The organism is Photorhabdus akhurstii (genome assembly GCF_018448925.1).
In the GTDB taxonomy this organism is placed as follows: Bacteria; Pseudomonadota; Gammaproteobacteria; order Enterobacterales; family Enterobacteriaceae; genus Photorhabdus; species Photorhabdus akhurstii.
Window position 1 is genome coordinate 178,890 of sequence record NZ_RCWE01000002.1, and the last position, 23,838, is coordinate 202,727.

Below are 23,838 nucleotides of genomic sequence, written 5' to 3' on the forward strand. Positions count from 1 at the left end.
CGCCTTTTTCAATTTTTATGATGGTATAATTGCACTCATCTCTTCACGGTTTTTCTGGATAGTTTCACCCGGTTTTTAACCCTGTAATTCTCCCAATTTCTGCGCAATCTGCTGTTGAAAATATTCCGCACGAGTTAATAAAACGGCTAGTGTTTTCACATCACAATGTTCACTTTTTTCAATCCGCAGGCAGACGCGTATTCCTTGCTGATATTGCGTCAGCGCAAAAGCGCCTTTCATACGATGGGCGTGATGTACAACTTTTTCATGACATTGCTGGTTTTCCTGTTGTTGCAATTCTGCAATATCTTCTGACATCCCTTGTTGTATAGCACTAAGTAATTGGCTTTCTACCGTCACATCTTGTTGAGCTAATGCTTGAATTTCATCGAATTTTAACGTTGCTTTGTCATTGACTTGTCGGTAGTAACGGGTAATTTCTGCCAGCAATTTGCTTTGCACCAATGGTTTGGTTAATACACCATTCATTCCGGCTTCCAAACAACGAGCCTGTTCGGTAGAAAACGCGTTCGCTGTGCATCCCAGAATAATAAATGGCGGTAATTGCCGTAATCGTTCATGCTTTCTCAGCACCTGAGCCAGTTCGTAACCGTTCATCACCGGCATCTGGCAATCTGTCAGCACGATATCGAAATAGCCCTCTTCTACCAGATTCATGGCCTGTTCGCCGCTTTCAGCAAGTGCAATACGATGGCCCGATGACGCTAACTGTAATGACAACACCTGTAAATTGGCAGGGAGATCATCAACCACTAAAATATTCAAAGATTCATGAAGTTCCACCCCAATATTTTCGGCTTGTTCGCTTATCGCTTCCTTTTCAATAACACTGCGCGTAAGCGGTAACACCACGGTAACTTGTGCGCCTCCACCGAACGCTCCAGTGATTTTCAAGCTGCCGCCCATTAATTCAACTAACTGTACTGAAATCGGTAATCCCAACCCTGTTCCAGTTTTACCGCCATTATGTTGCGTCACCTGTACATAGGGCAGCAAAACGGCTTCATACATGGTTTCCGGGATGCCGCAACCGGTATCGGCAACCACCAGCGTAATTTCATCTTGGTGACTTTCTGGAATAGGCTGATAGCTAGCGCTGATTTGCACACTGCCCTGTTCGGTAAATTTAATGGCATTGCCCAACAGGTTATTGATGATTTGGGTTACGCGTGTTGCGTCCAGTAGATGATAATGTTCAGGCGGCAAATCAAACTGATAGGTGAAACACAGTTCTTTTTCCTTTGCTCGATGGTTAAACGTTGCCACACAATTTTCCAGAATCGCTTGCAGTGATTCCGGCTTGAGATTCAGCACCATTCGCCCGGATTCTATCTTGGAGAAATCCAGCACATCACCGATGATTCCTTGCAAGGATATTGCTGCCTGCCAGGCGATATGTAATGGCGTGGATGGCTGAGTTTGCTTTTTTACCTCCAGATCAAGAATGCCAATAATGGCTTGCAGCGGTGTTCGAATCTCATGGCTCATGTGGGCCAGAAAATCGGATTTCTCCAAGCTGGCGAGTTCCGCCTTATCACGCTCCTGACGTAGTTCTTGCGCCAGCAATTTACGTTCGGTCACATCAAACCAACCACCAATGATTCCCTGAACAACGCCTTCAGTATTGCTATAACTTTCGAGCCATAAATAAACGTCTTTGTCCTGTCCCTGAATAACAATGTTGCGATCAGAGAAATGCACCGGCGCCCCTTCCAAGCAGCGTAGAAAGATTAGACTAATCTCTTGCTCATCGACCGGTTTTAAAAAGCATAGAGAAAAAAGACTGCGGCCAATCACCTCAGATCCGACAGCGCCCATTTCATGCCGGAAATAAAGGTTAGCCGCCGTGATGCACATGGTAGGATCGCAGACAAACATTGGCGTAGGCATGTTATTAAAGAGTGTTTCCCAGTACGCCAGCAAATCTTGTAAGTTGCTCTCTGCGGTTTTACGTCGTCTGATTTGATGTGCAAGATAACTGCCCCAAAAGATTGAACTTAACGCAATCACAAGTAACGCCCCTCCCCACAGCTTCACCCAAGGAGAGATTTTATTGTCATCATAAGGCGTGACGTTCGCCATAGATAACCACTTCAACCGCAATACTCGCAGTTCATTTGGAGGCAGTGCGTCAATGCTTTTATTTAATATATCAACCAGTTGAGGATAGGCCGGTATGATGGCGTATTGCTCCGGTTGCAATGAGCCTTTAAAGAACTGAATAGAAATGTTGGCGCCGTAGCGGCTTGCTTGTAGGTAATCAGCACTGATCAGGCTATCAAAAGTTGCATCTGCCGCTCCGGCCAGCACCATATCAATACCTTGTGTCACGCTGTCAACTTCGATGATGAAAATCTCTGGATACGGTTTTAAGAGTGATAAAAGTGCGTTACCGCGTTGAATCGCCACCCGATGGTGTTTAAGTTGTTCAAACTCATAAGGCGCATTACGCTCATTGCGGGTGATCATCACCCATTCCACGGTACCATAGGGATGACTGAAAGAGAGCCAACGGTTACGTTCGGGCGTGTTGAGCATGGAGGTCATTTGCGCTTCGCCATTTTCCAACAGCTTTTTAATGCCTACTGCGCCATCTGTTGGGATAAAATTAAAGGTGATACCGCTTTTTTCTCCCAGTAAACGTAAAATGTCCACATCCAGCCCAGTGATTTGACCGTTTTTGTCCAGAAAAGAATAAGGCGGTGCAGCGCGATTCAGCGCCACATTGACGACGGGATTTTTTTTAATCCAGGCTTTTTCCTGAGCTGAAAAGATTGCGGCGTCGTTATTGTTGCCCAACGCCAGCCCAGAAATCCAACGTTCATAAACTTTATTTCTGATAGCATGAGGAATGGATGTCAGAATCAGATTTACCGCTTCAACCATGCCATCGCCGTTGTGACCGAGAAAATCATATCGCTCCCCGAGTGAAATATCCCGGCGGTAAGTCAATCCGGTAAATGGGCGAAAAGCTAGCAAATAGGCAATCTGGCTTTGCCCATCCAGATAGGCATCCATTTCGCCATCCACAACGGCCTGTATCCCCTGCTGCTGATTTTTCGCCACCACGATTCGACGGTAATGTTGACGTAATTGTTTGATAACACCCGGATCACTACCTGGCGCCGCTATAATATTCATTTTGGCAAATGGCATATTCACTTGTTCTTTGCGCATAATCAGAGCAAGTGGTTGTACCAGAATAGGGTAAGTATCATTTGCTCCATTTCCTGATTGTGATGAGGCGGAATTCGATAACAGTTGGATATCTCCACGTTGCAATGCTTTATACGCTGATTCCCAGTTGCCAAACAGCCGTACTTCCACCGGCCTTTTTAGCACGGTTTCAATCAAGCGCAGATAATCCGCATAGATCCCTTCCAACTTACCGTCCCAACGATGGATCACCAATGGCGCGCCGATACAGCAGAGAATGCCGACTTTTAATGTTGGAAAGCGTGGAGGAAAAATTCCATATTCTTTGACAGGAAAAGGCAGAAATTCCTGTGATTCTTGCGTGATATTTGAATAAAACTCCACCGGTAGTCCATTGGCGGGCAACTCTTGCGCGTTGCGATATTCAAACAGGTTGAGACTCCAGCCAGATAGCGGTAACAGCAATACCAATAGGGCAAACCATCGCCATTCTTTGCGCCGGCACTTCATCGCTTACAGCCCCAGCCCAATCTGATGCAAATAATTATAAAGTGCTGCTTCACTGTCTAATCCGAGCTTTTTCATCGCGCTGATTTTTTGTGCGCTGATAGTCTGCTTAGTACGGTATAAACGTGCAGCGATATCATTCACACTCAATCCTTGCCCCAACAATTTAATCACTTCCAATTCTTTGCTGGTTAGCGTTTTTACAACCTCTTCGTCCGGTGATTCGAGAAATTGTTCACTTAAATAGGGTTTATCACGCCCGGTTGTACTGTATAACCCTTTGACCAGCTCATGAGATAAGCTGTTTTTGTTCAGAATCGCTTTTACTCTGTAATCAATCAATGAAGCAATGATTTTCCGGTCGCTGATCATGGTGATGACCACAATAGGCAGATTTGGATACTGTTCCCGTATCCGGCTAATCATCCTCAGACCGTCAATCTGGTTATGACCCGGCATAATGAAATCCGTAATCAGCATATCCGCTTCTTTTTCTTCCAGCAGAGAGAAGAGCGTGGCGACATCATGGGCTTCCCCCACAATTTGGTAATTCTCCGGCAATGTTGCCAGTATCGTGCGTAGTCCTAATAAAAATACCGGATGATCATCGGCAATAATGACTCGTCTGGGCATGAGTTATTTCTCCAGATTATTTACTTTTTATATTTACTATTTCACGTATCGTTCCTTCAATAAAACCGGCATCTTCTCCCACATGGACGATTAAGGCGATAATGACTAGGTTAAATTCACCTTTGCCATCGGCAATCCGAACTTTTAGTGTTTGCGGTATTTGCGAGACGGAATTTTTAAGCTGTTCGATTTTATGCCGATCTTCCTGATGTACCCAAGCCATCAATTGCGACCAAGAGGCAGGTGCTTTTCCGCACCGCATCCAGGCAGAGCCATTATGATGCCAGTACAGATGCCCGTTGGCGCTTAACCGAAAGCAATTAACCTGTTCTTGATCTAGCATGGCTCTCATTAACAGAAGACGCGCTTTACGCTGATGTAATGCATTGATTATATTAGATAAATAGCTACAGTATAACAATGCAGGCAAGGTCAATGCTGTGCTGTACCAAGCCGCTATCTGAACATTTTGTTGGAGATTGGTTAACGGGGATGAGAATGGCCCAAGACCAAAAATGGTGGCACTGATGATCTCCACCGTACACAGGGATAAAAAGCTGCTTAATACCAGCAAATTACCGCTTAATGCTAGCAGCATCGGCAAACTAAAAGAAAACAGCAGTGCGATCCCTTGCCAGTGTATTTGTCCGGCTTCCGGTGGCGGACTGATGAACAAGGCTGTCATGGCAAATAGGGCTGCCAGCCATAAACCGTAGATTTTCCAGTTCTCAACCCTATTTTTCTCATAGGTGATACAGGAGATAACAAACAGCGTAAATGGCAGATAACTCAACACTGAGCCTACGACAATCGGTAATGAAACCGATATGTCGGTAGGATAACCAGAGAGATGAAGTATCCACTTTGCGGTAAATCGCTCAATGATGCCACTTAACGAACAGAGTACGGTCAGGCTAATGATCTCCCTTGCCCGTTTCGGCGCCCGCATGACACCGTAAAAAAACTGCCAGATCAGCGCTGTTACCACCAGCATCATCACATTGATACAGGAAAAGATCAGCGATACGTTTACCGGTCTTCCATACCACTGACTGGCGGTCAGTGCAATCAAGGCACCCGTTATTAACCAGACAGGCCAATACCGTGGCGCCCTGGCGCAAAATATGCCTTGTAACAAGCCTGCCGGAAACCACACCAGTGATGACAGACTCCATACATCCCGTACCTGTAGGCTTAACAGTGCCAGCGCGAAATTGACCAATGTAAAAATAAACCAGAAGATCACTATCTTTTTCATTCTCATCGGGATCTTATTCCGTAACACTGATGTTACATTTGTAAGATAATAATAGCAGAGATAAGCGTTTACTACCCTTAGTTGATAATATTTGGTTGTGATAGTTTATTTTTGTCTGATCGTAACTGTATCTGACCTTCGGCAACATCCATCCAGACATCTTCATTGACTGGCGTATCGCCGAGCAACAATTGATCTGATAATAACGGCAGGACGAACTGAGTTAACAGATTATCAATTTCACGGGCGCCGCTCTCCGCTATCCGGCATCCTTCGGCGATAAAATCCACCAGCGTATCGCTATAGTGCAATTTACATTGAGTTGATTGACGATAGCGCACGACAACTTTATTCAGTTTATGGCGCACAATGGCATGCAGAACTTCGCCATGTACCGGCAGATAAGGGATAACCTGCAAACGACCTAAAAATGCTGGCGTAAAAATACGTTGCAGTTCTGGTCGGATAATTTCCTGAATGTCTTCCAGGTTAGCCGGGCGATTCTCTCCCTGCTCTTTTACCCCATGCATTGCTGCACGCATCACCAAATCTGATGCCGCATTGGTAGTCAAGATGATCAGCGTATTGCGAAAGTTAATCTGTTGCCCCTCGGCATCTTCCATCATGCCTTTATCGAATACTTGAAAGAACAACTCCAGCACATCGGGGTGAGCCTTCTCCACTTCATCAAGTAGCACTACGCTGTAAGGTTGACGCCGAACTGCTTCGGTCAATATACCACCTTGTCCATAACCGACGTAGCCCGGAGGAGAACCTTTCAAGCCGGAAACCGAATGGGCTTCCTGATATTCCGACATGTTAATCGTGATCAGATGATGTTCACCGCCATACAATTCATGGGCCAGTGCTAAAGCGGTCTCGGTTTTCCCCACACCGGAAGGACCTGCGAGCATAAATACTCCGGTAGGTTTAACCGGATCGGCCAGTTGTGCTTTAGCGATCCGAATTTGACGCGCTATCTGGTTGAGCGCATGATCTTGCCCCATGACCCGTTGGCCGAGGCGGGTTTCTAACTGACGCAACACATTACGCTCATTTTCCACCATCCGGCCAAGGGGTATCCCTGTCCAGCCGGCAACAATGTCTGCGACACAGGCGGCATCAACACAATCAAAGACATAAGCGTGCTGATGGTGGCGTTGATGCAATTCTGCCCGTAGCACAGGCAACCGTTCGTCATGCTCTTCACAAGCGAGGATGTCATTGACCAACTGACGTTGAGCGTGATATTCCGGCAAAATTTCTGCTAGTGATGCTTGTAATTCAGCCTGACGCTGCGCCAATTTCTGTAGCTGGGCTTCATGACCACCTTCACGTAACAATGCTTCCTGTTCGGTAGCAATGTTTGTCAACATAGCACGCAGATCTTCAATCGGCGCTGGTTCATCCGTCTGTGAAACTGCAACGCGGGCGCAGGCGCTATCTAACAGGCTAACCGATTTATCCGGTAACTGACGTCCAGTGATATAACGGTTGGCTAATGTAACCGCTTCCGCGACCGCTTCTGCAAGTACTTTGACGCCATGATGTTTTTCCATTGCGGGCGTCATGGCGCGTAACATGGCGATTGCCAGCTCTAACGAAGGCTCTTCAACTTTGATCACTTGGAAACGACGTGCTAACGCCGCGTCTTTTTCAAAGTATTTCTTATATTCAGACCAGGTGGTTGCCGCAATTGCCCGTAATTCACCTCGTGCCAACGCAGGTTTCAACAGATTAGCTGCATCGTTTTGTCCGGCTTGGCCGCCTGCGCCGATTAGCGTATGCGCTTCATCGATAAACAAAATCACCGGTGTAGGATACTTTTTCACCTCATCCAATAATTTTTGCAAACGGCTTTCAAACTCGCCTTTTACGCTGGCGCCCGCTTGTAACAGCCCCAGATCCAGCGTAAATAATTCAGCCTGTGCCAAAACTTTCGGCACACGCCCCCCAACGATTCGTTGGGCAAGTCCTTCAATCAGCGCAGTTTTGCCGACGCCCGCTTCACCGGTTAACAGCGGGTTGTTTTGGCGACGACGTAACAGAACATCAATTAATTGACGGATCTCCCGCTCACGTCCTAAAACCGGGTCTAGTTTGTGATCACGCGCTGCCTGTGTCAGGTGATGTGTGTATTGTGCCAGTGCGGATTGAGTGTTATCCCCGACGGGCGTCGTAATTTGTTGTGGTTCCGTATGTGTCTGTGTACGCAACCACTGTTCTATTCCCTCGGTGTTACCCTGTAACGCTTGTTGTAGTTCTGAGGTAAGCGAATGGTGTAGTGACGGATTCATGATCAGTGCCACAATCAGTGCCTGAGCGGTAATCTGTGATGCACCCCAGTGAGTACTGGTATACATCCAGGTCTGTTCTACCCACTCAGTGAGGTTGGTAGCCAGTACCGGCGGACGATGATTACCACTACGTAATAGCGTCAGTGACCGTTGGCAGGCATTGAGCAACGTCATGGCATCAATACCACCGTGGCGACACACTTGTTCTATCGTCGGAAGCTGTTTTTCAAACAAAGCCAATAATAGATGTTCAATTTCCACTTCATGATGGGTGCGCCGTACTGCCAGATTCGCGGCTTCATCAAGGCACTGACGCGCTTCTGCCGTTAATTTACTGACGATCTGTTTAAGATAATTACTCACTTTTAGGTTTCCTTAATTCGTTCCAATGGGTGGTGATCTGTGATGGCAAAGTAGAGAGAGTTCCTTTTGCCACTGTTGGCTCACTTAGATTTAACAACTGGCTATCCAGTCGGCTGCGTTGTTCCAATAACGCCGTTTGTTGCTGCTGATGTTGCTGCCACTGTTGATACAGTGTTGAAGCAGCTTTGCTTCCGCTGATTTGATAGCGCACAGTAATGTTATTGATACCCAGTGCACTTAATTCATCACGCCGCTGTGGAAACGCTTGTGCTGCCAGTGTCAGTTCACCGCGGGAAAAAGCGTGCATAAATTGCAACAAACCATCGGGGCCTACGTAACTTTTGCTTAATGTAAAGCGGGGAAAATAGACATCAACTTGTACTTTACCGCATGTGCCGGGGCTCCAATGCAGTGTCATGCTGTCATTGAAATTCATACTTTTAAGCTGCTGTACGCCATCATCACAACTCAACGTCACTGAACTGCCCACTGGCAATACTTTTGCCCCTTGGTTAGCGGTCGCCGGCTGACTGACAATCGTGACTTCCGCCGATGGCTTCTGTTCTTGCTTCGGTTCCTGTTGTGCCGTCGCCAGTTGTTGCTCGCTTTCCAGTAAGGCGAGTTTCTCTTGCAGGCGACGACGAATATCCGATGTCGCTGAAAGTAGGTCATTCGGTTGGATTAGGTTATTAATATAGAAAATGAAATCATCGTTAAACGGAAAGAGCACATCTTCCATTTCCTGACGCTTAATCCCTTCGGGGCGAATATCCAGCGCATACTCTGCGGTATCCCGTACAAATGCGTTGCTGTATTCATACAAACGCGCATTCAATTCCCGGCCATCAAACAGTTCCTGTCTGCTCAATTTTTCCATCGGCCAAATCACTTTGCTTTCCCACTGGGTTTGCAAACGGCTGGCGGCACTTAAGAAGGCGTAACGCAGTACCAGATGAGCATCACCCTGATAGAGTCGCCATAGGGTTTCATTTACCCCGGTTACTCCGGCATTCTGTTTGCTTTCAGCCTCATGGCGCCACAAGGTGAAGCGGCTGAACAATGCACGCAGGCCGCTATCGTCCAGTTCCCCTTTCTCGTTGTTTAACGCATTTTTAACCAACACTTCGGTTTCCATATCACTGAGCAACTCGCGTTGGCTATTTAACTGTACTGCTTGCCGGTAGACGCGATAGCGTGTCAATACGTTGTCATCCAGCCGTACAGAGATCTGCGGTGAAATACCAAACCACGACATGATGCGCTGGCGTAAAGAGAGGTTTCCTAGCGAGACCCGTTGCATCACGTTACTTTTTTGCACGTAACCATGTAGTTGCCATAAACGATGTTGTGTCTGTAACCAAGGTTGCTGCTCCGTCGACTCTACCGTGGATAAATCACGTTCTAACTGCGTCAGAAAGGTGATATAGGGACTGTTATATTGACCCGTTGCTAATATCAGCGTTTGCCAGTTTTTCTTGCCTCGTACTAACGTTTCTGCTTGAGGCATAGCTTGAGCGAATGCTAACCACTCTGATTGGCGCTGATTTTGATACTGTTGATAAAACGAACGCTGTAAAGGAGCAAAGAATTCCGATCTGTTAAGAGCTTGTGCCAGTTCGCCCAAGGTTGCCTGAATATCTTGCTCACCGGCTTGGGTATAAACACCACGGATACGAGCGTTAATTGTGGCGGCATCCTCGCTGGTCAATGGCCAGAAACCAGCCAGCGTTAGTGAATGGGTTCCTGCCGGTTGTTCGTCGGCTAACAGCCACTGCCAATTACCGCCATCTGCCAGTAGTGCCTGTAATGTGTCCTGCCATTGATCAAATTCTTGCTGTGCGTTGCCTTGGCGATATTGCGCCAGACGGAGTGCCACCCGTTGTTCTGTGGATAAAGGATCATTTTCACCACTTAACAGTGAAGCTGAATAAGCAGGCATATGCTGTAAAGTTTCCAGCGTAGCGCCATGTGCCATTGCTTGTTCGATGTTAATAAAACGTGCCCAATGTAAAGCAAACAGTCTTTTTTGTGGTGCTTCCGCATTACGGAAACGTGTTAGCAAATGTGTTGCTACCGATGCCGGGTTGAAGGCATTAACAGGCGCTTGTTGTTGGTATTGCTGCGCCATCCGTTGTTCCATTGTATGGGTGACCGGATAGAAAAGCAGAGATGGCAAGGTTTCCTGCAACCAGTACTCAACTTGTTGATAGCGCAAGTAACTCCGCTCAAGCGGGTCTGCCTCATGGATATTTTCAAGTTGCGTAACGCCACGCCAGGTAGTCATCAAGGCATTGCCTGCACCGTACACCAGCATCAAACTTAGTAGGCTAACGAATACGCGTTTGGCCAATGTCCGCCAGCCTGTCAGCAATACGCTATTACTATGTTGATCTTGACTACGTTGATCTTGGGCTGGCAGATATTCTCCCAACAATCGGTGGCTGAAAATGCCCGTGGTTTGATGCTCCGCGGTAAAAAACATGCCACGCAGCAGACCATGTTCCAGATAATGGTCTTGGTCGAACAGTGCGTTCAGGTAGCAACCTAGCGCTGGTTGTAGTTGAGCGATGGTTTCTGGTAATGCTAAGACTGCCGCATTGGGTTGCTGACGTTGCTGATTAAGCAACTTAAGACGCATCATTTTCAACGTGTTAACAATGGTGCTCATACTCTTATCCAGCACGTCGGTGACGTTACCCACCGTGTGATGCTCAATAAAATCGCCTAGCAATTCAGCACGTTGTTCTACTGACAGTTGGGTGCACCAATGGTCAAACCCCGGCAATGTTTCACTGTGGGTAAGGATCAACCAGATTGGTAAGCGACGTTCCAGACGTATCTGTAATGGCTCCAACTGCGCTCGTACCTGACGTGCGGCGATATAGAGCGCTCTATTGTCGCTGTTTAGCAACTGTTCCACTGACAAGCAAACGAGTACACCAGCCGGTTTACGTCCCTGCGCTATCCAGCGTATCAGACGTAACCAAGCTTGCCGGTACAGGGATTGACCTTCGGTATAACGGCCGGAAACGACCATGTACATTGCCTGACGGAAGAACCACCAGCGACAGGTAAAGGTCTTTTCCGTCAGCGACGGTAGATTTTTCCCCGTCATGGGCGCTACATTGCAGCGTGTTAACAGCTTCTGTTTACCATTGCCCCGTTCTCCTACCACCAGAAACCACGGCGGAACAGGACCATTACGGTGTAACAGTGAACGGAATCGACGCCAACTTTGTAAATGTCCTCCTTGCCACCAGTGCTGGTATAGTAAATATTCCAGACGGTTATCCCCTTTCCGCCAGAATTTATTTATCCAGAGCAGTTTATTCATTATTTGTGGTATGAATGTAATTGCCCCACGCAGCAGTAACAACAACAGAAATAGGCAAAAAAATAGTAACAGGCCACCTATTGTCGGCCACAAAAATACCACAGCAATAGTTAAACTGAGTAATAACAGGATAACCATCACGCTAAGCCAGCCAATGGCATAAAATAATTTTTTCATGTTTAATTTCCGAGTTTACCGGCCAATACTTAATAAATAGACGGTAATAAAAATATAAATTAATGTAAGAGATGACATGAATAATATTAATTTTCTACGCCACTTATTATTGGAGTGCTTATTTTCTAATTTATTATCGCATCTATTCATTAATCGGTGATTTTCTAAAGAGAGATAACCACGCAAAGTATCAGGAAGATTATCTAACTCCTGTTGGATAATATTGTGTAATTCCAGATTATCACGTTTGCCATAACGACCATAAAATCCGGCAAGCAGACAAAAAACATAGACCAATCGAACCTGATAATTATCCGGTACTAACGCGGCAAGGCGATCAAAAAACGTATTTCCGCCCAATTCGGCATCATAAAGCTCTGCCTGTAACGATGATTGGCGCCAAATACTCAGTTCTTTCTGACCTGCACACAGAATGGCTTCATCTGCCCAAACCACCACGGCGAAATTTGCCTCTTCGATATCTTGCGCCCCGTAACCTTGCAAACGCGCCCTATTCTGCGCTTGAGTCAACTCAGATAATAAGGTTTGCCGCAGTGTTTCCGCTTGATTCACCTGCTGCTGGATCATGCGTAATACGCAGGTGAATACCGGAATATAACAATCCAACAACTGCATCATGATGCTCTCACTATAACGATTTCTATTTGTAAATCGTCTGGCGCATCTGCCCAGTGCACCGCCACACGTTCACTATCTTCTACCTGCCGCCATAACGCACCACGGTTTTCTACCCGGAAATAGCGGGTATTTGTCCGGTTGGGTAAACCGTGTGGCGCAATTTCCTGGTAGTACAGGCGCACACCGGGCAAAGCACGGTTAATAATGTTGTCGATCTGTTCCGCCGCTGCCAGTTTAATCAGGCGATCGTCAGGAATTTCACGCTCACGCTGGCTAAAGCTGTCAGAACGCAGCACCAAATAGAGCCGTTGTTGTTCATTGATGCTAGTTCTATTGAAGGCGGCATGATAATAACCGTAGCTTTCTTGTTGCAGAGGGATCACGGTGTTTGGTTCCAGCACCAGTGCATTAAGCAAATCAGCAATTGTTCGTTCACAACTATCAAGAGTTAGCGCCAGATCCAAGTGCTGATATTTCTCCAGCGCCTCTTCTTGCCCGTTCCACTCGCCTAAAAAGGAGCAACGGTCGGTAAAACAGGAAAGCTCGCTGATCAGTTGACGCAATAACCCAAAAATCTGTAAGGGATGAACATCTCTTGCTTCCTGAAAATGGTGCAATTGCACGACATAACGCGCCAGAGTCCGTAGTGCCAGCAATAGTGTGCTTTTTTCTTGGGTATAAATTTCCCCTTCCAGCGTTTGCGGGCGTTTCAACTCTTCCAATTGATGGACTCGCCCGGTTAACTCCTGACACAGTTGATCAATGCGCTGGCCCAGTTGTGGCACAGCATAGAGCGTTAAACATGGCGGTAGATAACGGTTATCCAGCACAATACCGTCACTGGTGCAATGCAGTAGGCCCACCGGTAATAATGTATAACCCGCTGCCTGAGCAATCTCATCGTGCAAGAAGAAACGTAAGTTATAGGTCAGTTGTTGCACTTCCGCTTCCGGGCCCTCGCCAAAGGCATCCCGCATACGCTGTTCTTGCGGCCATGTTACCCAGCGGCTGGTGGTATTACCGACACTGTTGGCATCCGTGATACCGGTGACGTTACTCTGATTGTGGCTGAACATACGCAAGCCAACATAAATGCGCTGCGGTTTATCGCGTACTAACCAGCAATCCCGCAATGATCGGGCACTGAGCACGCCATTGACATCACAATCCACGTAGCAACCATCGGGAAAAACGAACGCGGCGTGATGAACACTTAGCACTTCATCACTTAGTGCGGCCAGATTGAATGCAAGTTTCACCACACCAAAAGCATAAGGCTGAGTCAGTAACTGATAGCGCCCTTGCCAGTATTGTTGTTGCAATTCATGGGCCTGAAAGTGTTGCGGCTGTAAATACAAGCCTGAATACCAATACATCGGTTTATGTTCAAACATGGGTTACTTCCTCAATACACTTTCGTCACTGCCGGATTCTGTCGTTTGTCCGGGTTGTTCGGGGAAAACTACCTCATCTCCGGTGTTACCTGCTGAGAAATCACTGCGGGTAATGGCGTAACGTCCTAACGTCAGATTAATGCGCACGGGAACAAATTCAGCGCTCCAGGCGCTATTCCACCAACCGTGTTGCTCAAGGCGCAACGGCAGTGATAATACTCGCGTATGAGTACTATCCGGCGCTGGGTAGTAACCGGCAATTAATGCGATATAACGCGCCTGTTCCGCTCTATCGATATGTAAAGATACGGATTGTCCCGGTATCATTACGTAATTATCCAACTGTAATATTTGCTCTGTCGCACCAGTGCCGGCAAATAAATTGCGTAATAACACCGGATTAGCCAGTAATTTATCTAATTGTTCACGTTTCTCCGCTTGAGCAATTAATATTGTGCAACTGTTCGGCGTATTATTAAAAACATTCAGTTGCGGAACCGAGGTTATTTTTAACCGAATGGCATTGCTGGCATAAACCGGTTTGGCTTGTTCAATTGCCTGCAAGCGTTTTTCATCGTTGGAGATAGAATGACTGCAACCACTTATTAAAATAATTGCTGTCAATATTAAAAAATGGCGTTTAATGACGCTATAAAAATTTATGTTATTCATTTGGCTCTCTGTTTATTTATGGTCCTTTCATCACGCGCATAATTTCCTGTAGCGCGGAAGAGTTTTCTGACATCATTTCTTCCAGCCATTCGGCCATACCCATATTTGCCCAACGCGCTGCACGTTCAATTAAATAGGGCACCGGACTGGTAGGTTCATTTTGACGAAAGTAATTGGCGATATTGATCATTTGTCCTATGGCGATAGTGCGCATTTCATGATGCGCCCGATCTTCCGTTAAAAAAGTCGTATTCATGCCATTTGGCGCATCTCCCCCTGCCGCTACTGCTTCATTGCTATTGCTGGATTCCTGGCTTGAGCCTGGCGCCACCATTTCACGAAGTCGTTCGATTAAGGCCACCAGATCTTGCAATCGCTGAGTACTGGCGCTCATGCTGTTACCGGCGTCTGGCAACAGGCTCGCCATGATCTGTTGCAGTTCTGCCAACGTCTTACTGACCAGTCCAGTTTGCACCAGCAGTTGGTTAAATTGTTCGACTGGCGTAGTGCGAATACTGCCGTCACATTCAGCGATACCGAAATAACCATCACTGATCAAGGCGCTGCGTAATTCACTATTAACGGCAACCCGTTGTTCAAAATATTGCACTCGTTGCCAGACGCCCAGACTCAATTTGCTATCATCGGTCAATGTCAGATTGTCCAATTGTTTCACCAATTGTTTATCCAACCAGCTCAATCGTCCAAGACGGGCATCTGCACTGTTTGCCTCTGTATCATCCAGCGGCGGATAAAGTACCGGCCAAAAAGTTTCCAGTAGACGAGAAAGTAATGTGATACCTCCACTAATACCTTCCAGACCATACAGTTCCCCTTGTGCCTGGGTTAACCAGCAGGCTATCTGCAAGTCTTTACTCTGTTTTTCCAGTACTTCCTGGCACAACGCTGAAACCTTCATCCAATCAGCCTGACGGGTTTCATAACCCCATGCATCGTCCTGGAGAAAATCGTCGTCAGTTTCCCGCGCGGCGTTTATTTGCTCAAAAATAGGTTCGTATTCGATATCGCATCCTGCTGGTTTGTCAGCCGTAATGGGCTGTAAAAAACGCGCGATATCTGTCTGGGCTAAGTTCACGGTGACGACTTCCATTTCAAGCAATAATCACTAATGGATAACCGGTAGTAATCGTGCCGCCATGTGCACACAGATCGCCGAGTCTGGCCGCAGGCCGTCCGCCAATCAATACCGTTGGACTGCCCATGACCACTGTATCCGGCGGCCCGACGCACACTAACATTGAACCCATTGTCGCCGCGGGTAATCCACCAATCAGCACTGTCGGTACACCTGGCGGCATAATCGGTCCGCCTACATGTGGCACCGGCGGTACCGCAGGCGATACCATTGGACAAATATGCATATCACCCACACGGGCGGCTGGCATTGGCATCATTGCTCTCCTGATAACGTAGTTTCATGGTACAAATAGTTTTTGCGTCCCTGATCTTGTGACGGCGGCAATTGCCTCAGTTGTCCGTGAGCCAGTTGAAAAAATTGCTCAACGTACCGCATTTGTTGTTCCGGCTGTTCACTATAAAGGTGCAATATCAGGCACAACGTATCGGCTAATACCGTCGGTGACTGCCACGGTTGTGGATAGACCGCTTCCAGATCCGGTGTGGTCATGCTGCCTTCACTCCAAAAGACGGAAAGCACCAGACATGAGATTGGGTTATCGAACCCGACTGTTTGCGCCTGTTCGAACAGTTGATGACGCAAAGGATCGCCACCATCAACCCGCCAGCGCCGCACCTGCTGCAATAACGACCGTTGTCCTTGTATGAGATCGCGTTCGTAAACGCAGGAGATAAATGTCAGTACCAGCTCCAGCGCCTGCGTGTAAGGCAACATAAAAATGGTGTAGTACACCGCGTCTTGCCACAACATTTCCTTATTAAGCGCCGATAGATTCTGTTCATGTGCCGCGTGTTGTTGTAGTGCCAATTCCGCCTGTGGCGAAAGCTGGCAGTGTCGTAATTTAACCATGACTGCAAACTCTTATTGTTCGTTGATCCTGCTATTAACCAATCTTGGTCAAAGTTCCTTTCACCATAGCAATACCGGTCGCATCCACCTGAACAATGCCGCCTTTTAATTGTGCCATCGCACTGCCTTCTACTTTTACTGTGGTGCCGGTTAGCTCCGCCATGCCGCCGCTCTTCAACGCCAGTTTTCCTGATCCTTCTACTTTGACGGATGGCGCTTTGATGGTAATCCCGGATGGGGTAATCGATAATTTGCTGGCGCCGACTTTCAGTTCAATGCCCTGATTTGCTGTAATTGTGCATTGTTGACCTACATTGATTTTGGCGTTACCTCTGGATACCTCCAGCTCATAACTGCCGGCGCTGACGGTGGTGGTGAAATTGCCGCGATCCAAGATCTGTTTCTTGTCGCCTTTTTTTACCTCAGTTAAGGCATTGCCTTCGCTCAGAATTAACGTGTCATTGCCCTTTTTAATTTGGGTATCGCGCTTTTCTTGGATTTCCCATAACACGTTGCGATCGATTTGCGCCGAAAAATCATTTTTCACTTTCAGGCGCATATCTTTTTGTGAGTGAAGCAAAATAAACTCTTCACCTTTCTTATCTTCGAAACAAAACTGATGTCCTTGCTCCACCGTGCCTTTTGCACTACTGCGCGTAGCGATACCACTTTGGGTTTTTTGTCCCGGTAGCGCGAATGGCGGCATTTTTACCCCGTTATAAACCGTTCCGGTCACCAGCGGGTTATCCGGGTCGCCATCAATAAAACTCACTAATACTTCGCTGCCCACACGTGGTACAAATTGCGCACCAAACTTTGCGCCATTCCAGAACTGGCTGACACGTATCCAGCAGGAGCTGTTATCATCTTTTTTATGTTCTTTATCCCAGTGAAACTGGATTTTGATGCGTCCTTGTTGATCAGTGTGAATCTCTTCTGATTTCGGCCCCACCACCAGCGCAGACAATACGCCGGAAATGTAGGGCCGCGTAACAGAAGAACGCGGGCGAAATGCTTTATTTGCCGGGAATAAGGTCACTTGAGACGAAAACAGTAATTCTCCTTCCTCCAGATTGCTTTCCGCTTTTAATCGCTGGTGGCCCACGGCATAACGGCCATCGGCACTGGTGTGCCCTTTCAGGGTGAACTGATGCCCCACTTGTAAACTGGGATAATTGTTAGCGGCACGTGCATAATAGGACTGTGATTCCCACTGTTCCATGCACAGCGTTGCCTGTGCTTCCAGTTGATTACGCTCCTCTTGACGTCGATCATCATAGATAGAAAGCTTGGGATTGGTGGAATAGCCGCTGTTCGCTTTGGCGCTGGCACTGATTGCCGCAGCACTTTTAACGTTATAACCATTCATTTCCGCGGTACCTGGAATCATTGTGCGATGAATATGCCAGGCGCGTAGCCCATAACCCTGTTGATCACCGATCTTCGATTGATATGGCAATACCGCTAAAGGCGCGTTAATAAACGTCGAAGGGTGATCCGCCAATACCAGTACATGACGTCCCTCTTCATGGCGAAAGAAATAGAAAATCCCCGCTTGTTCCAGCTGACGTGTCACAAAGTCAAAATCTGATTCCTTGTATTGCATACAATATTCAAGCTTTGGATAACGGCTTTTTAACGCCAGTTCAACGTCGTTAAACCCACGTTTACGGAAGATATCACATACCATATCCGGCACGCTGATGCGCTGATAGACGCGCAAATTATGGGTTAATGTCAGCATTTTTAGCCAGGGTTCAATACGTGCCTGATAACAAAACTGGCCGTCGCTAGAACCTTGTTGCTGCAATTCGGTCAATATGCCATGCACAATGCGATGATTCGGCGCTTCACCAAGACGGAATGCCAAAGGCTTGCCGATATGAGACTCCAGCTTATCCCAGTCTGCGTTGGAATAGAGCTGAGCAGAAAATGAATAAGGCCGCGACAGGCGCTCTTCACCCTCTATTTTGTTCAATGCCACAATATCTGACAGGCTACCGATAACCTGTAAAAAACGATTCTTTTGCCCTAACAGCATCTTTTTATTACCTGCGTTTTTTGTTTAACTTGCGTAAGGACCGGTACATTCAGCCAAATAGATACGCTGAATATTGTTCTCGCCGGTATTGCCCAAACAACCATCCCACCCCAATTGGCGGCTGCCATTTAGTACATTGCCTTGCCCACTATGCTGTACCAATAATTCCAGTGAAAAGGAGAGCATCGGTCCGGCAAATTGCCACACCCATTGTGTCAGTCTGCGATATTGTTCATTTCCCGGCATAAAGGCGGTGCGCTGCCGAGCGGCAAACGGTCCTAATTGAACATGAAATCCTGATTGAATATCCCAATAAACATGTCCCAACATCGGGTTATCGCCTAACAAACTGCGACCTAAACAGCAACAGTGAGCCTGTTCAGCATATTGCCAGCGCCCTTTAAAAGGCTGGATGTTGACCGCCATCCCAAATTCTCGCTGTAACAGGTGTTGTAAATTCACCATTGAGCGGACCGGTGTTGCTAATAATCCGACACAGGCGGGATGAGAACGTTGTGTGGTGTCCGCCATTAACTGGCCGGCAACCGCTGAAATGACCGCCGGTAAAGCTCGATAGTTTTGCAACTCCGCATGGGTTTGTAACTCTGTATTGATATACAACCGGTATTTCTGCCATGCCTGAAAACGCAGGCTAAGCAGGCGATGAGTAAAGATATCAATAAATGCTTGAGCTGATTCGTCGCCATAGCGGTAACGTCTGTCAATCAGCCATTCGGTATAGCGCAACGGTAATGCGCCAAGGGTTCCTAATAGGCCAAAGTGATGTACCGCCATGCGATATTGCTCGTACCCCTCTTGCGGTGGCAATAGAGACTCGACTTCCCTTTCCGGCGCATCCAATGTGAGTACAGAGCTAAATTGCACCACATCATCAGGGGTGATTGCTGTTTCTTCTAGTTGGCGACAACGTTTAAGCAGACGACGTACATTTTGATAAAAACGGCCGCCAGCTAAACGTATCTTATTTTCTAAAGCCATGTCAGTCTCCCACTGCGACGCGGCCAACGACGAGAACTGTTATTAACCGTCTCTAGCTGCGTTACGGTCTGCGTGAAGCTGTTAATCGGCGCGTACATGGCGATAAAACGTTCTAACAGGCTGCAAAACAGATAAAAATCCACAAATTCCCCCGCTTGTGCTTGAAATGTCAATGTCACTTCCAGCCCACGCGCCAAGGAATAGGGATCGGTGGGATTAAGGCGTGCACTCACCGGCGCGATAGCAACCTGCTGTAATTGTGCAATCAACCGCGATATGGCCGGATCACCAAGCAAATTGTAGAGTTCTAGCGTCTCTTTTAAGCACTGAACACCCTGCGGACCACTCAGTAGCATTTGGTTCAAATTGAGTTGCGATACCAACCGCCAGTTCAAGGCACTATTGGGTTGTGGACGCACCGGCAAGCGAGGACGGATCAGTCCCAGAATTTTTACGCCCGGAAGTGCGCTTTCTGATTCGAAATCCCCATCAGGATGACCGTTGTTCAACTGCCGCGGTATATCACGGTTAGTACAAGTCAGACTCAAAATCACCACATCGGTTTCAGGTTTCAGATGTTCGCCGCTGCTATCAGAAAAACCGATGAACATATTCATCCCCAGATCGTTATGCCTGAGTGAGGGGCGCGGAGTTGCCTGCCAAAATAACGGGAACTGTTCATCAGACTGTGTATGTTCAATACCAAATAATGACGGTACTGGTTTGGAACTTAATTGTTCCTGCTGACGGCTGACAATCTCGACCTGATCGATGGTATAGATTTCCATACTTTGTGGACGACGAGCATCCGGTTGAACCAGATATTCGTGTTCTGTTTCCAGTGGAATAATCGGTTCCGCCTGATGAGGAAACAGGTTAATTATCGGCACACAATTCAGTCGGAAAGTTTCGTTGCTGACTTTATCACTCATACGTTCAATTCGACGCGATGCGACACAATCTTTAAGCCGAAAACGGTATTGCAGCTCACCTAATGAACTGGTAATTAAGCCGGCATCCGGTAGCGGAATATCCAGGAATAAGAATTTTTCCGGGAAACTAAAATAATCACGAAACAAGTGATGAACCGGATTTATCAATGAATCATCGGCGCATAAGTTATCTTGTGGATCGAAGCCCACCACCTGAACATCTCGGCTATTCAGGTTGAATGTACGCTCACCTAACCGACATTCCAGCTGCTTAACTTGCGCCGACAACAATTCATACAAACAATGGGTTAACACCGGTGCGCCATGTAAGTACAACCGGATATGTTGCGCCTGAAAGCTGGCGCCCGGCCACAGGGTAAAATTTAGCGTTAAGATAAAGTCCCGATCGTAAGGGTCTGGTATCAATGCTGCGTGAGTTAAATCCAATGGCAACATCTCGAGCGGGTATACCGTGCGGAAACGACAGGTCACATCACCTACCGGTTGAGAAATCAATGGAGTATGCCGCGCCACCGTCATCATTCCGGTCACGCCGGATGCTAATGGGTCTTGTTGGAACTGCACCAACGATACCGAGGGTACTTGACGTAAAAATTGTGGCGCCAGTACTTCCAACATAGCGTTACTCAGCTCCGGCATATCTTCATCAATCCGCTGATGGATTTTTGCTGTCAGAAATGCAAAAGATTCCACCAGACGTTCTACATGCGGATCTTCTGAAACACCTTCCGCAAACCCAAGACGTTTAGCAATTTTGGGAAAACGCTGAGAGAAAGCAGCGCCATATTGTCTTAAATAACTTAATTCCCGGTTGTAATAAGTCAGTATTTTTTGTGGTAATAACATCATGTTGTTATTTATCCCATGAAATTGAATAGGTATACGCGGTACTGTTCCATGAGATAGAAAACACCACTTGTTCGTTGAAGAAAATTCCACTCACCCAGAAAGTTATATTTTCTGGCGTGTTTTTTTGTAATGTAATAACGACATTTTTCAAGCGCGGTTCGAACCAAGAAATAGCCTGGTAAATATTATTACTCAGTGCATCAATACGTTCATCATCGGAAATATCTACATTAATGACATCGGAAACGCCATAATTTAAAACTGATTTCGGTAACTCACCAAATAAGGGGGAAATTTCAGAAATCGGTCTTGATGAAAATAACATATTCAAATCAGAAATTAGACTTTGTACAACTTCCTGACGTGACCAAACCAATGTGACACCCCGTTTTTCATCTTGTGGATAATCATCTTTTAAGAGATGGAGAAGTGAAGGTCGAATCATCATATTTTTCCGGTTATAAACTGCCGGCCAAAGGCCGGCAGTAAACGATAATTGTTACTGTTTTTTGTTCTCGATAAGATCCCAACCTTCCGGCCCCACCTTCTTTCCTACCGTTCCATCTTCTTTGAGTGGCGTAAATGTCCACTTAATTTTGGAATAGGCGATAGAAATCTGTTCTTGTGGGAATTCACCACCACGTGAACATGTTTCATGAATGTCAGAGATAATACATTCGTCCATTTCTACTTCTGCATAAGGATGCATTTCGCCTTTGAAAAGCGTGCAAATTTCCAATTTCACTTTCTTAATTGCGGTACCTTGCGCCACAGCGGACAGCAAACCAATTGAACTGGAATCCAGCACTTTCACACAGTCAATGGTACGGAAATCCGATGCACCAACGGTAATTTTACGTTTACCGCTGTCTGCGATACGTGCATGGTTGAACGCGCCAAAATTGACATGACTCAGCTCAATCCACTCTTTATGTTTGCTGTCGGTACTCTCACCTGTAATACCATCAATTTGTAAAAAAATTGAAGAACTCATAATTAACTACTCCAGTTAGTTGTAATAAATAGGATAAATATTAATAAATAGAAAAATCAGGCAACCGATGACGGCGGTAAATCAGCAACCAACCGTAAAGACATACTTAATCCTTCTAATTGGAAATGCGGCCTTAAATAGGCTACAGCCCGATATGTTCCCGGTGAGCCGGGGACTTCAACGACATCAACTCTTGCCTCACGTAATGGGTGACTCGCTTTAATTTCTGCGCCAACGGTATCAGAGCCAACAATATATTGGTTGATCCAATTTTGCAGATAAGATTGACATTCTCCGCGAGACATAAAACTGCCCACTTTGTCACGTACAATCATTTTCAGATAATGGGCGAAACGAGATGTTGTCATGATATATTGCAATTGGGTTGATAATTTTGCGTTAGCGTTTGCCAGGTCAGAATTATATTTCCTTGGTTTATTCGGTGACTGTACCGAGAAAAATGCGGCGTAGTCAGTCCCTTTATAATAAACCAGAGGAATGAACCCTAATTCTGCTAACTCTTTTTCACGGCGATCAGAAATAGCCACCTCAGTCGGGCATTGCAGCACATTTTCACCGGACACAGAGACATAATGATACGCAGGCAATGCTTCGACCAATCCTCCCCCTTCTACACCACGGATCGCCGCACACCAACCATACTGTTCAAATGCCGACACCATACGACCTGCCAGTGCATAGGCGGCGTTAATCCACAGATAACTGCTGCTATCCCCTTCCTTCACCTGCTCTTCGAAGCAGAATTGCTCAACCGGGATGGTTTTTGCTCCATAAGGCAAACGACCAATCACTCGTGGTAAAGTCAAGCCGACATAACGGGAGTCATCAGATTCCCGGAAGCGTTTCCAACGCAGGTAATCGGATGTTGCAAGCAGTTTGGATAAATCACGTGGACGTGGTAGTTCACCAAAATCATTCAGCCCCAACATGCCCGCGTTGACTGAACTGATAAACGGCGCATGGGCTGCGGCGGCCACATGAGAAATCTGTTCTAGCAAATAGAGATCTTCCGGGCTGTTATCAAAGTCAAAATCACCGACAAATGCTGAATAAGGTTCACCACCAAAGGTACCGTATTCATATTCATACACATTTTTAAACAGCATTGACTGATCGAAATCCGATGCCGATTTAAAATCTTTAATTAAATCGGTTTTCGTCGCGTTCAACATGCGGATTTGGGTATTATCCGTTTCGCTTTGGTCAAGTAATCCTTTAAGTCCCACCCAAGAGGATTCCAAACGCTGAAATTTCGGGTGGTGTAATACCAGACTCAGTTGAGCGGACATCAGCGCATCAATCGCTGCGATACGTTCGTCAATGCTGTTTACCAAATCGCCGGAAACCACCAGTGAACCGGAGGTGACTTCGGCCAAAAACTGGTCGAGCTGGCTTTTTACCCGATCACGATCTGCTTCTCGACGAATGGCTTGCGTGTTATCAATAATCTGATCAAGAAAATCACCATTTGTTTCCGTCGTTTTCAATTCTTGTTGTTCAACAACGCTCTGTTCCATACTGC

General features: G+C 46.7%; 17 protein-coding genes. All 17 read right to left on the reverse strand.

The features are described from left to right. Positions 1-75: 75 nt before the first annotated feature. Positions 76-3,687, reverse strand: a complete 3,612-nt coding sequence (locus EAE93_RS03505) for a transporter substrate-binding domain-containing protein (protein WP_214039077.1) — start codon at positions 3,685-3,687, stop codon at positions 76-78. A 3-nt stretch (positions 3,688-3,690) separates the two neighbouring features. Next, positions 3,691-4,317 carry a response regulator gene (locus EAE93_RS03510; RefSeq protein WP_065391896.1) on the reverse strand — a complete coding sequence of 209 codons (627 nt, stop codon included), beginning with the start codon at positions 4,315-4,317 and terminating at the stop codon, positions 3,691-3,693. Between the two features lie 16 nt (positions 4,318-4,333). Then, positions 4,334-5,575, reverse strand: coding sequence for a hypothetical protein (locus EAE93_RS03515; protein WP_250150865.1), 1,242 nt, complete (start codon positions 5,573-5,575; stop codon positions 4,334-4,336). A 77-nt stretch (positions 5,576-5,652) separates the two neighbouring features. Further along, complete coding sequence (gene tssH / locus EAE93_RS03520) at positions 5,653-8,235, reverse strand: type VI secretion system ATPase TssH (protein ID WP_214039079.1); 2,583 nt, start codon at positions 8,233-8,235, stop codon at positions 5,653-5,655. Then, complete coding sequence (locus EAE93_RS03525) at positions 8,228-11,746, reverse strand: type VI secretion protein IcmF/TssM N-terminal domain-containing protein (protein ID WP_214039080.1); 3,519 nt, start codon at positions 11,744-11,746, stop codon at positions 8,228-8,230. The genes tssH and EAE93_RS03525 overlap by 8 nt, the downstream gene beginning before the upstream one ends. A 15-nt stretch (positions 11,747-11,761) precedes the next feature. After that, positions 11,762-12,385, reverse strand: a complete 624-nt coding sequence (locus tag EAE93_RS03530; protein WP_235319355.1) for a DotU family type IV/VI secretion system protein — start codon at positions 12,383-12,385, stop codon at positions 11,762-11,764. Next, positions 12,382-13,779 carry a type VI secretion system baseplate subunit TssK gene (tssK, locus tag EAE93_RS03535; RefSeq protein ID WP_214039081.1) on the reverse strand — a complete coding sequence of 466 codons (1,398 nt, stop codon included), beginning with the start codon at positions 13,777-13,779 and terminating at the stop codon, positions 12,382-12,384. The genes EAE93_RS03530 and tssK overlap by 4 nt, the downstream gene beginning before the upstream one ends. Before the next feature lie 3 nt (positions 13,780-13,782). Further along, entirely contained in the window at positions 13,783-14,451 is a 669-nt protein-coding gene (locus tag EAE93_RS03540; protein ID WP_214039082.1) for a type VI secretion lipoprotein TssJ, read from the reverse strand. Between the two features lie 16 nt (positions 14,452-14,467). Beyond that, entirely contained in the window at positions 14,468-15,547 is a 1,080-nt protein-coding gene (gene tssA / locus EAE93_RS03545; RefSeq protein ID WP_214039083.1) for a type VI secretion system protein TssA, read from the reverse strand. Between the two features lie 16 nt (positions 15,548-15,563). Continuing rightward, entirely contained in the window at positions 15,564-15,863 is a 300-nt protein-coding gene (locus tag EAE93_RS03550; protein WP_173362525.1) for a PAAR domain-containing protein, read from the reverse strand. Then, positions 15,863-16,459, reverse strand: coding sequence for a DUF6931 family protein (locus EAE93_RS03555; protein ID WP_214039084.1), 597 nt, complete (start codon positions 16,457-16,459; stop codon positions 15,863-15,865). Before EAE93_RS03555 ends, EAE93_RS03550 begins: the two co-directional genes overlap by 1 nt. Before the next feature lie 34 nt (positions 16,460-16,493). Then, positions 16,494-18,500 carry a type VI secretion system Vgr family protein gene (locus EAE93_RS03560; protein ID WP_214039085.1) on the reverse strand — a complete coding sequence of 669 codons (2,007 nt, stop codon included), beginning with the start codon at positions 18,498-18,500 and terminating at the stop codon, positions 16,494-16,496. A gap of 24 nt (positions 18,501-18,524) precedes the next feature. Then, on the reverse strand, positions 18,525-19,499 hold the full coding sequence (gene tssG / locus EAE93_RS03565) for a type VI secretion system baseplate subunit TssG (protein WP_214039086.1): 975 nt from the start codon (positions 19,497-19,499) through the stop codon (positions 18,525-18,527). After that, entirely contained in the window at positions 19,490-21,301 is a 1,812-nt protein-coding gene (gene tssF, locus EAE93_RS03570) for a type VI secretion system baseplate subunit TssF (RefSeq protein ID WP_214039087.1), read from the reverse strand. Before tssF ends, tssG begins: the two co-directional genes overlap by 10 nt. A 4-nt stretch (positions 21,302-21,305) precedes the next feature. Beyond that, on the reverse strand, positions 21,306-21,749 hold the full coding sequence (tssE, locus tag EAE93_RS03575) for a type VI secretion system baseplate subunit TssE (RefSeq protein ID WP_036806036.1): 444 nt from the start codon (positions 21,747-21,749) through the stop codon (positions 21,306-21,308). Positions 21,750-21,800: 51 nt separating this feature from the next. Continuing rightward, positions 21,801-22,295, reverse strand: a complete 495-nt coding sequence (locus tag EAE93_RS03580; RefSeq protein WP_110086914.1) for an Hcp family type VI secretion system effector — start codon at positions 22,293-22,295, stop codon at positions 21,801-21,803. A gap of 56 nt (positions 22,296-22,351) precedes the next feature. Then, the gene (gene tssC, locus EAE93_RS03585) at positions 22,352-23,833 is read right to left on the reverse strand and encodes a type VI secretion system contractile sheath large subunit (RefSeq protein ID WP_214039088.1); all 1,482 of its coding nucleotides are present in this window, start codon (positions 23,831-23,833) and stop codon (positions 22,352-22,354) included. Positions 23,834-23,838: the final 5 nt, after the last annotated feature.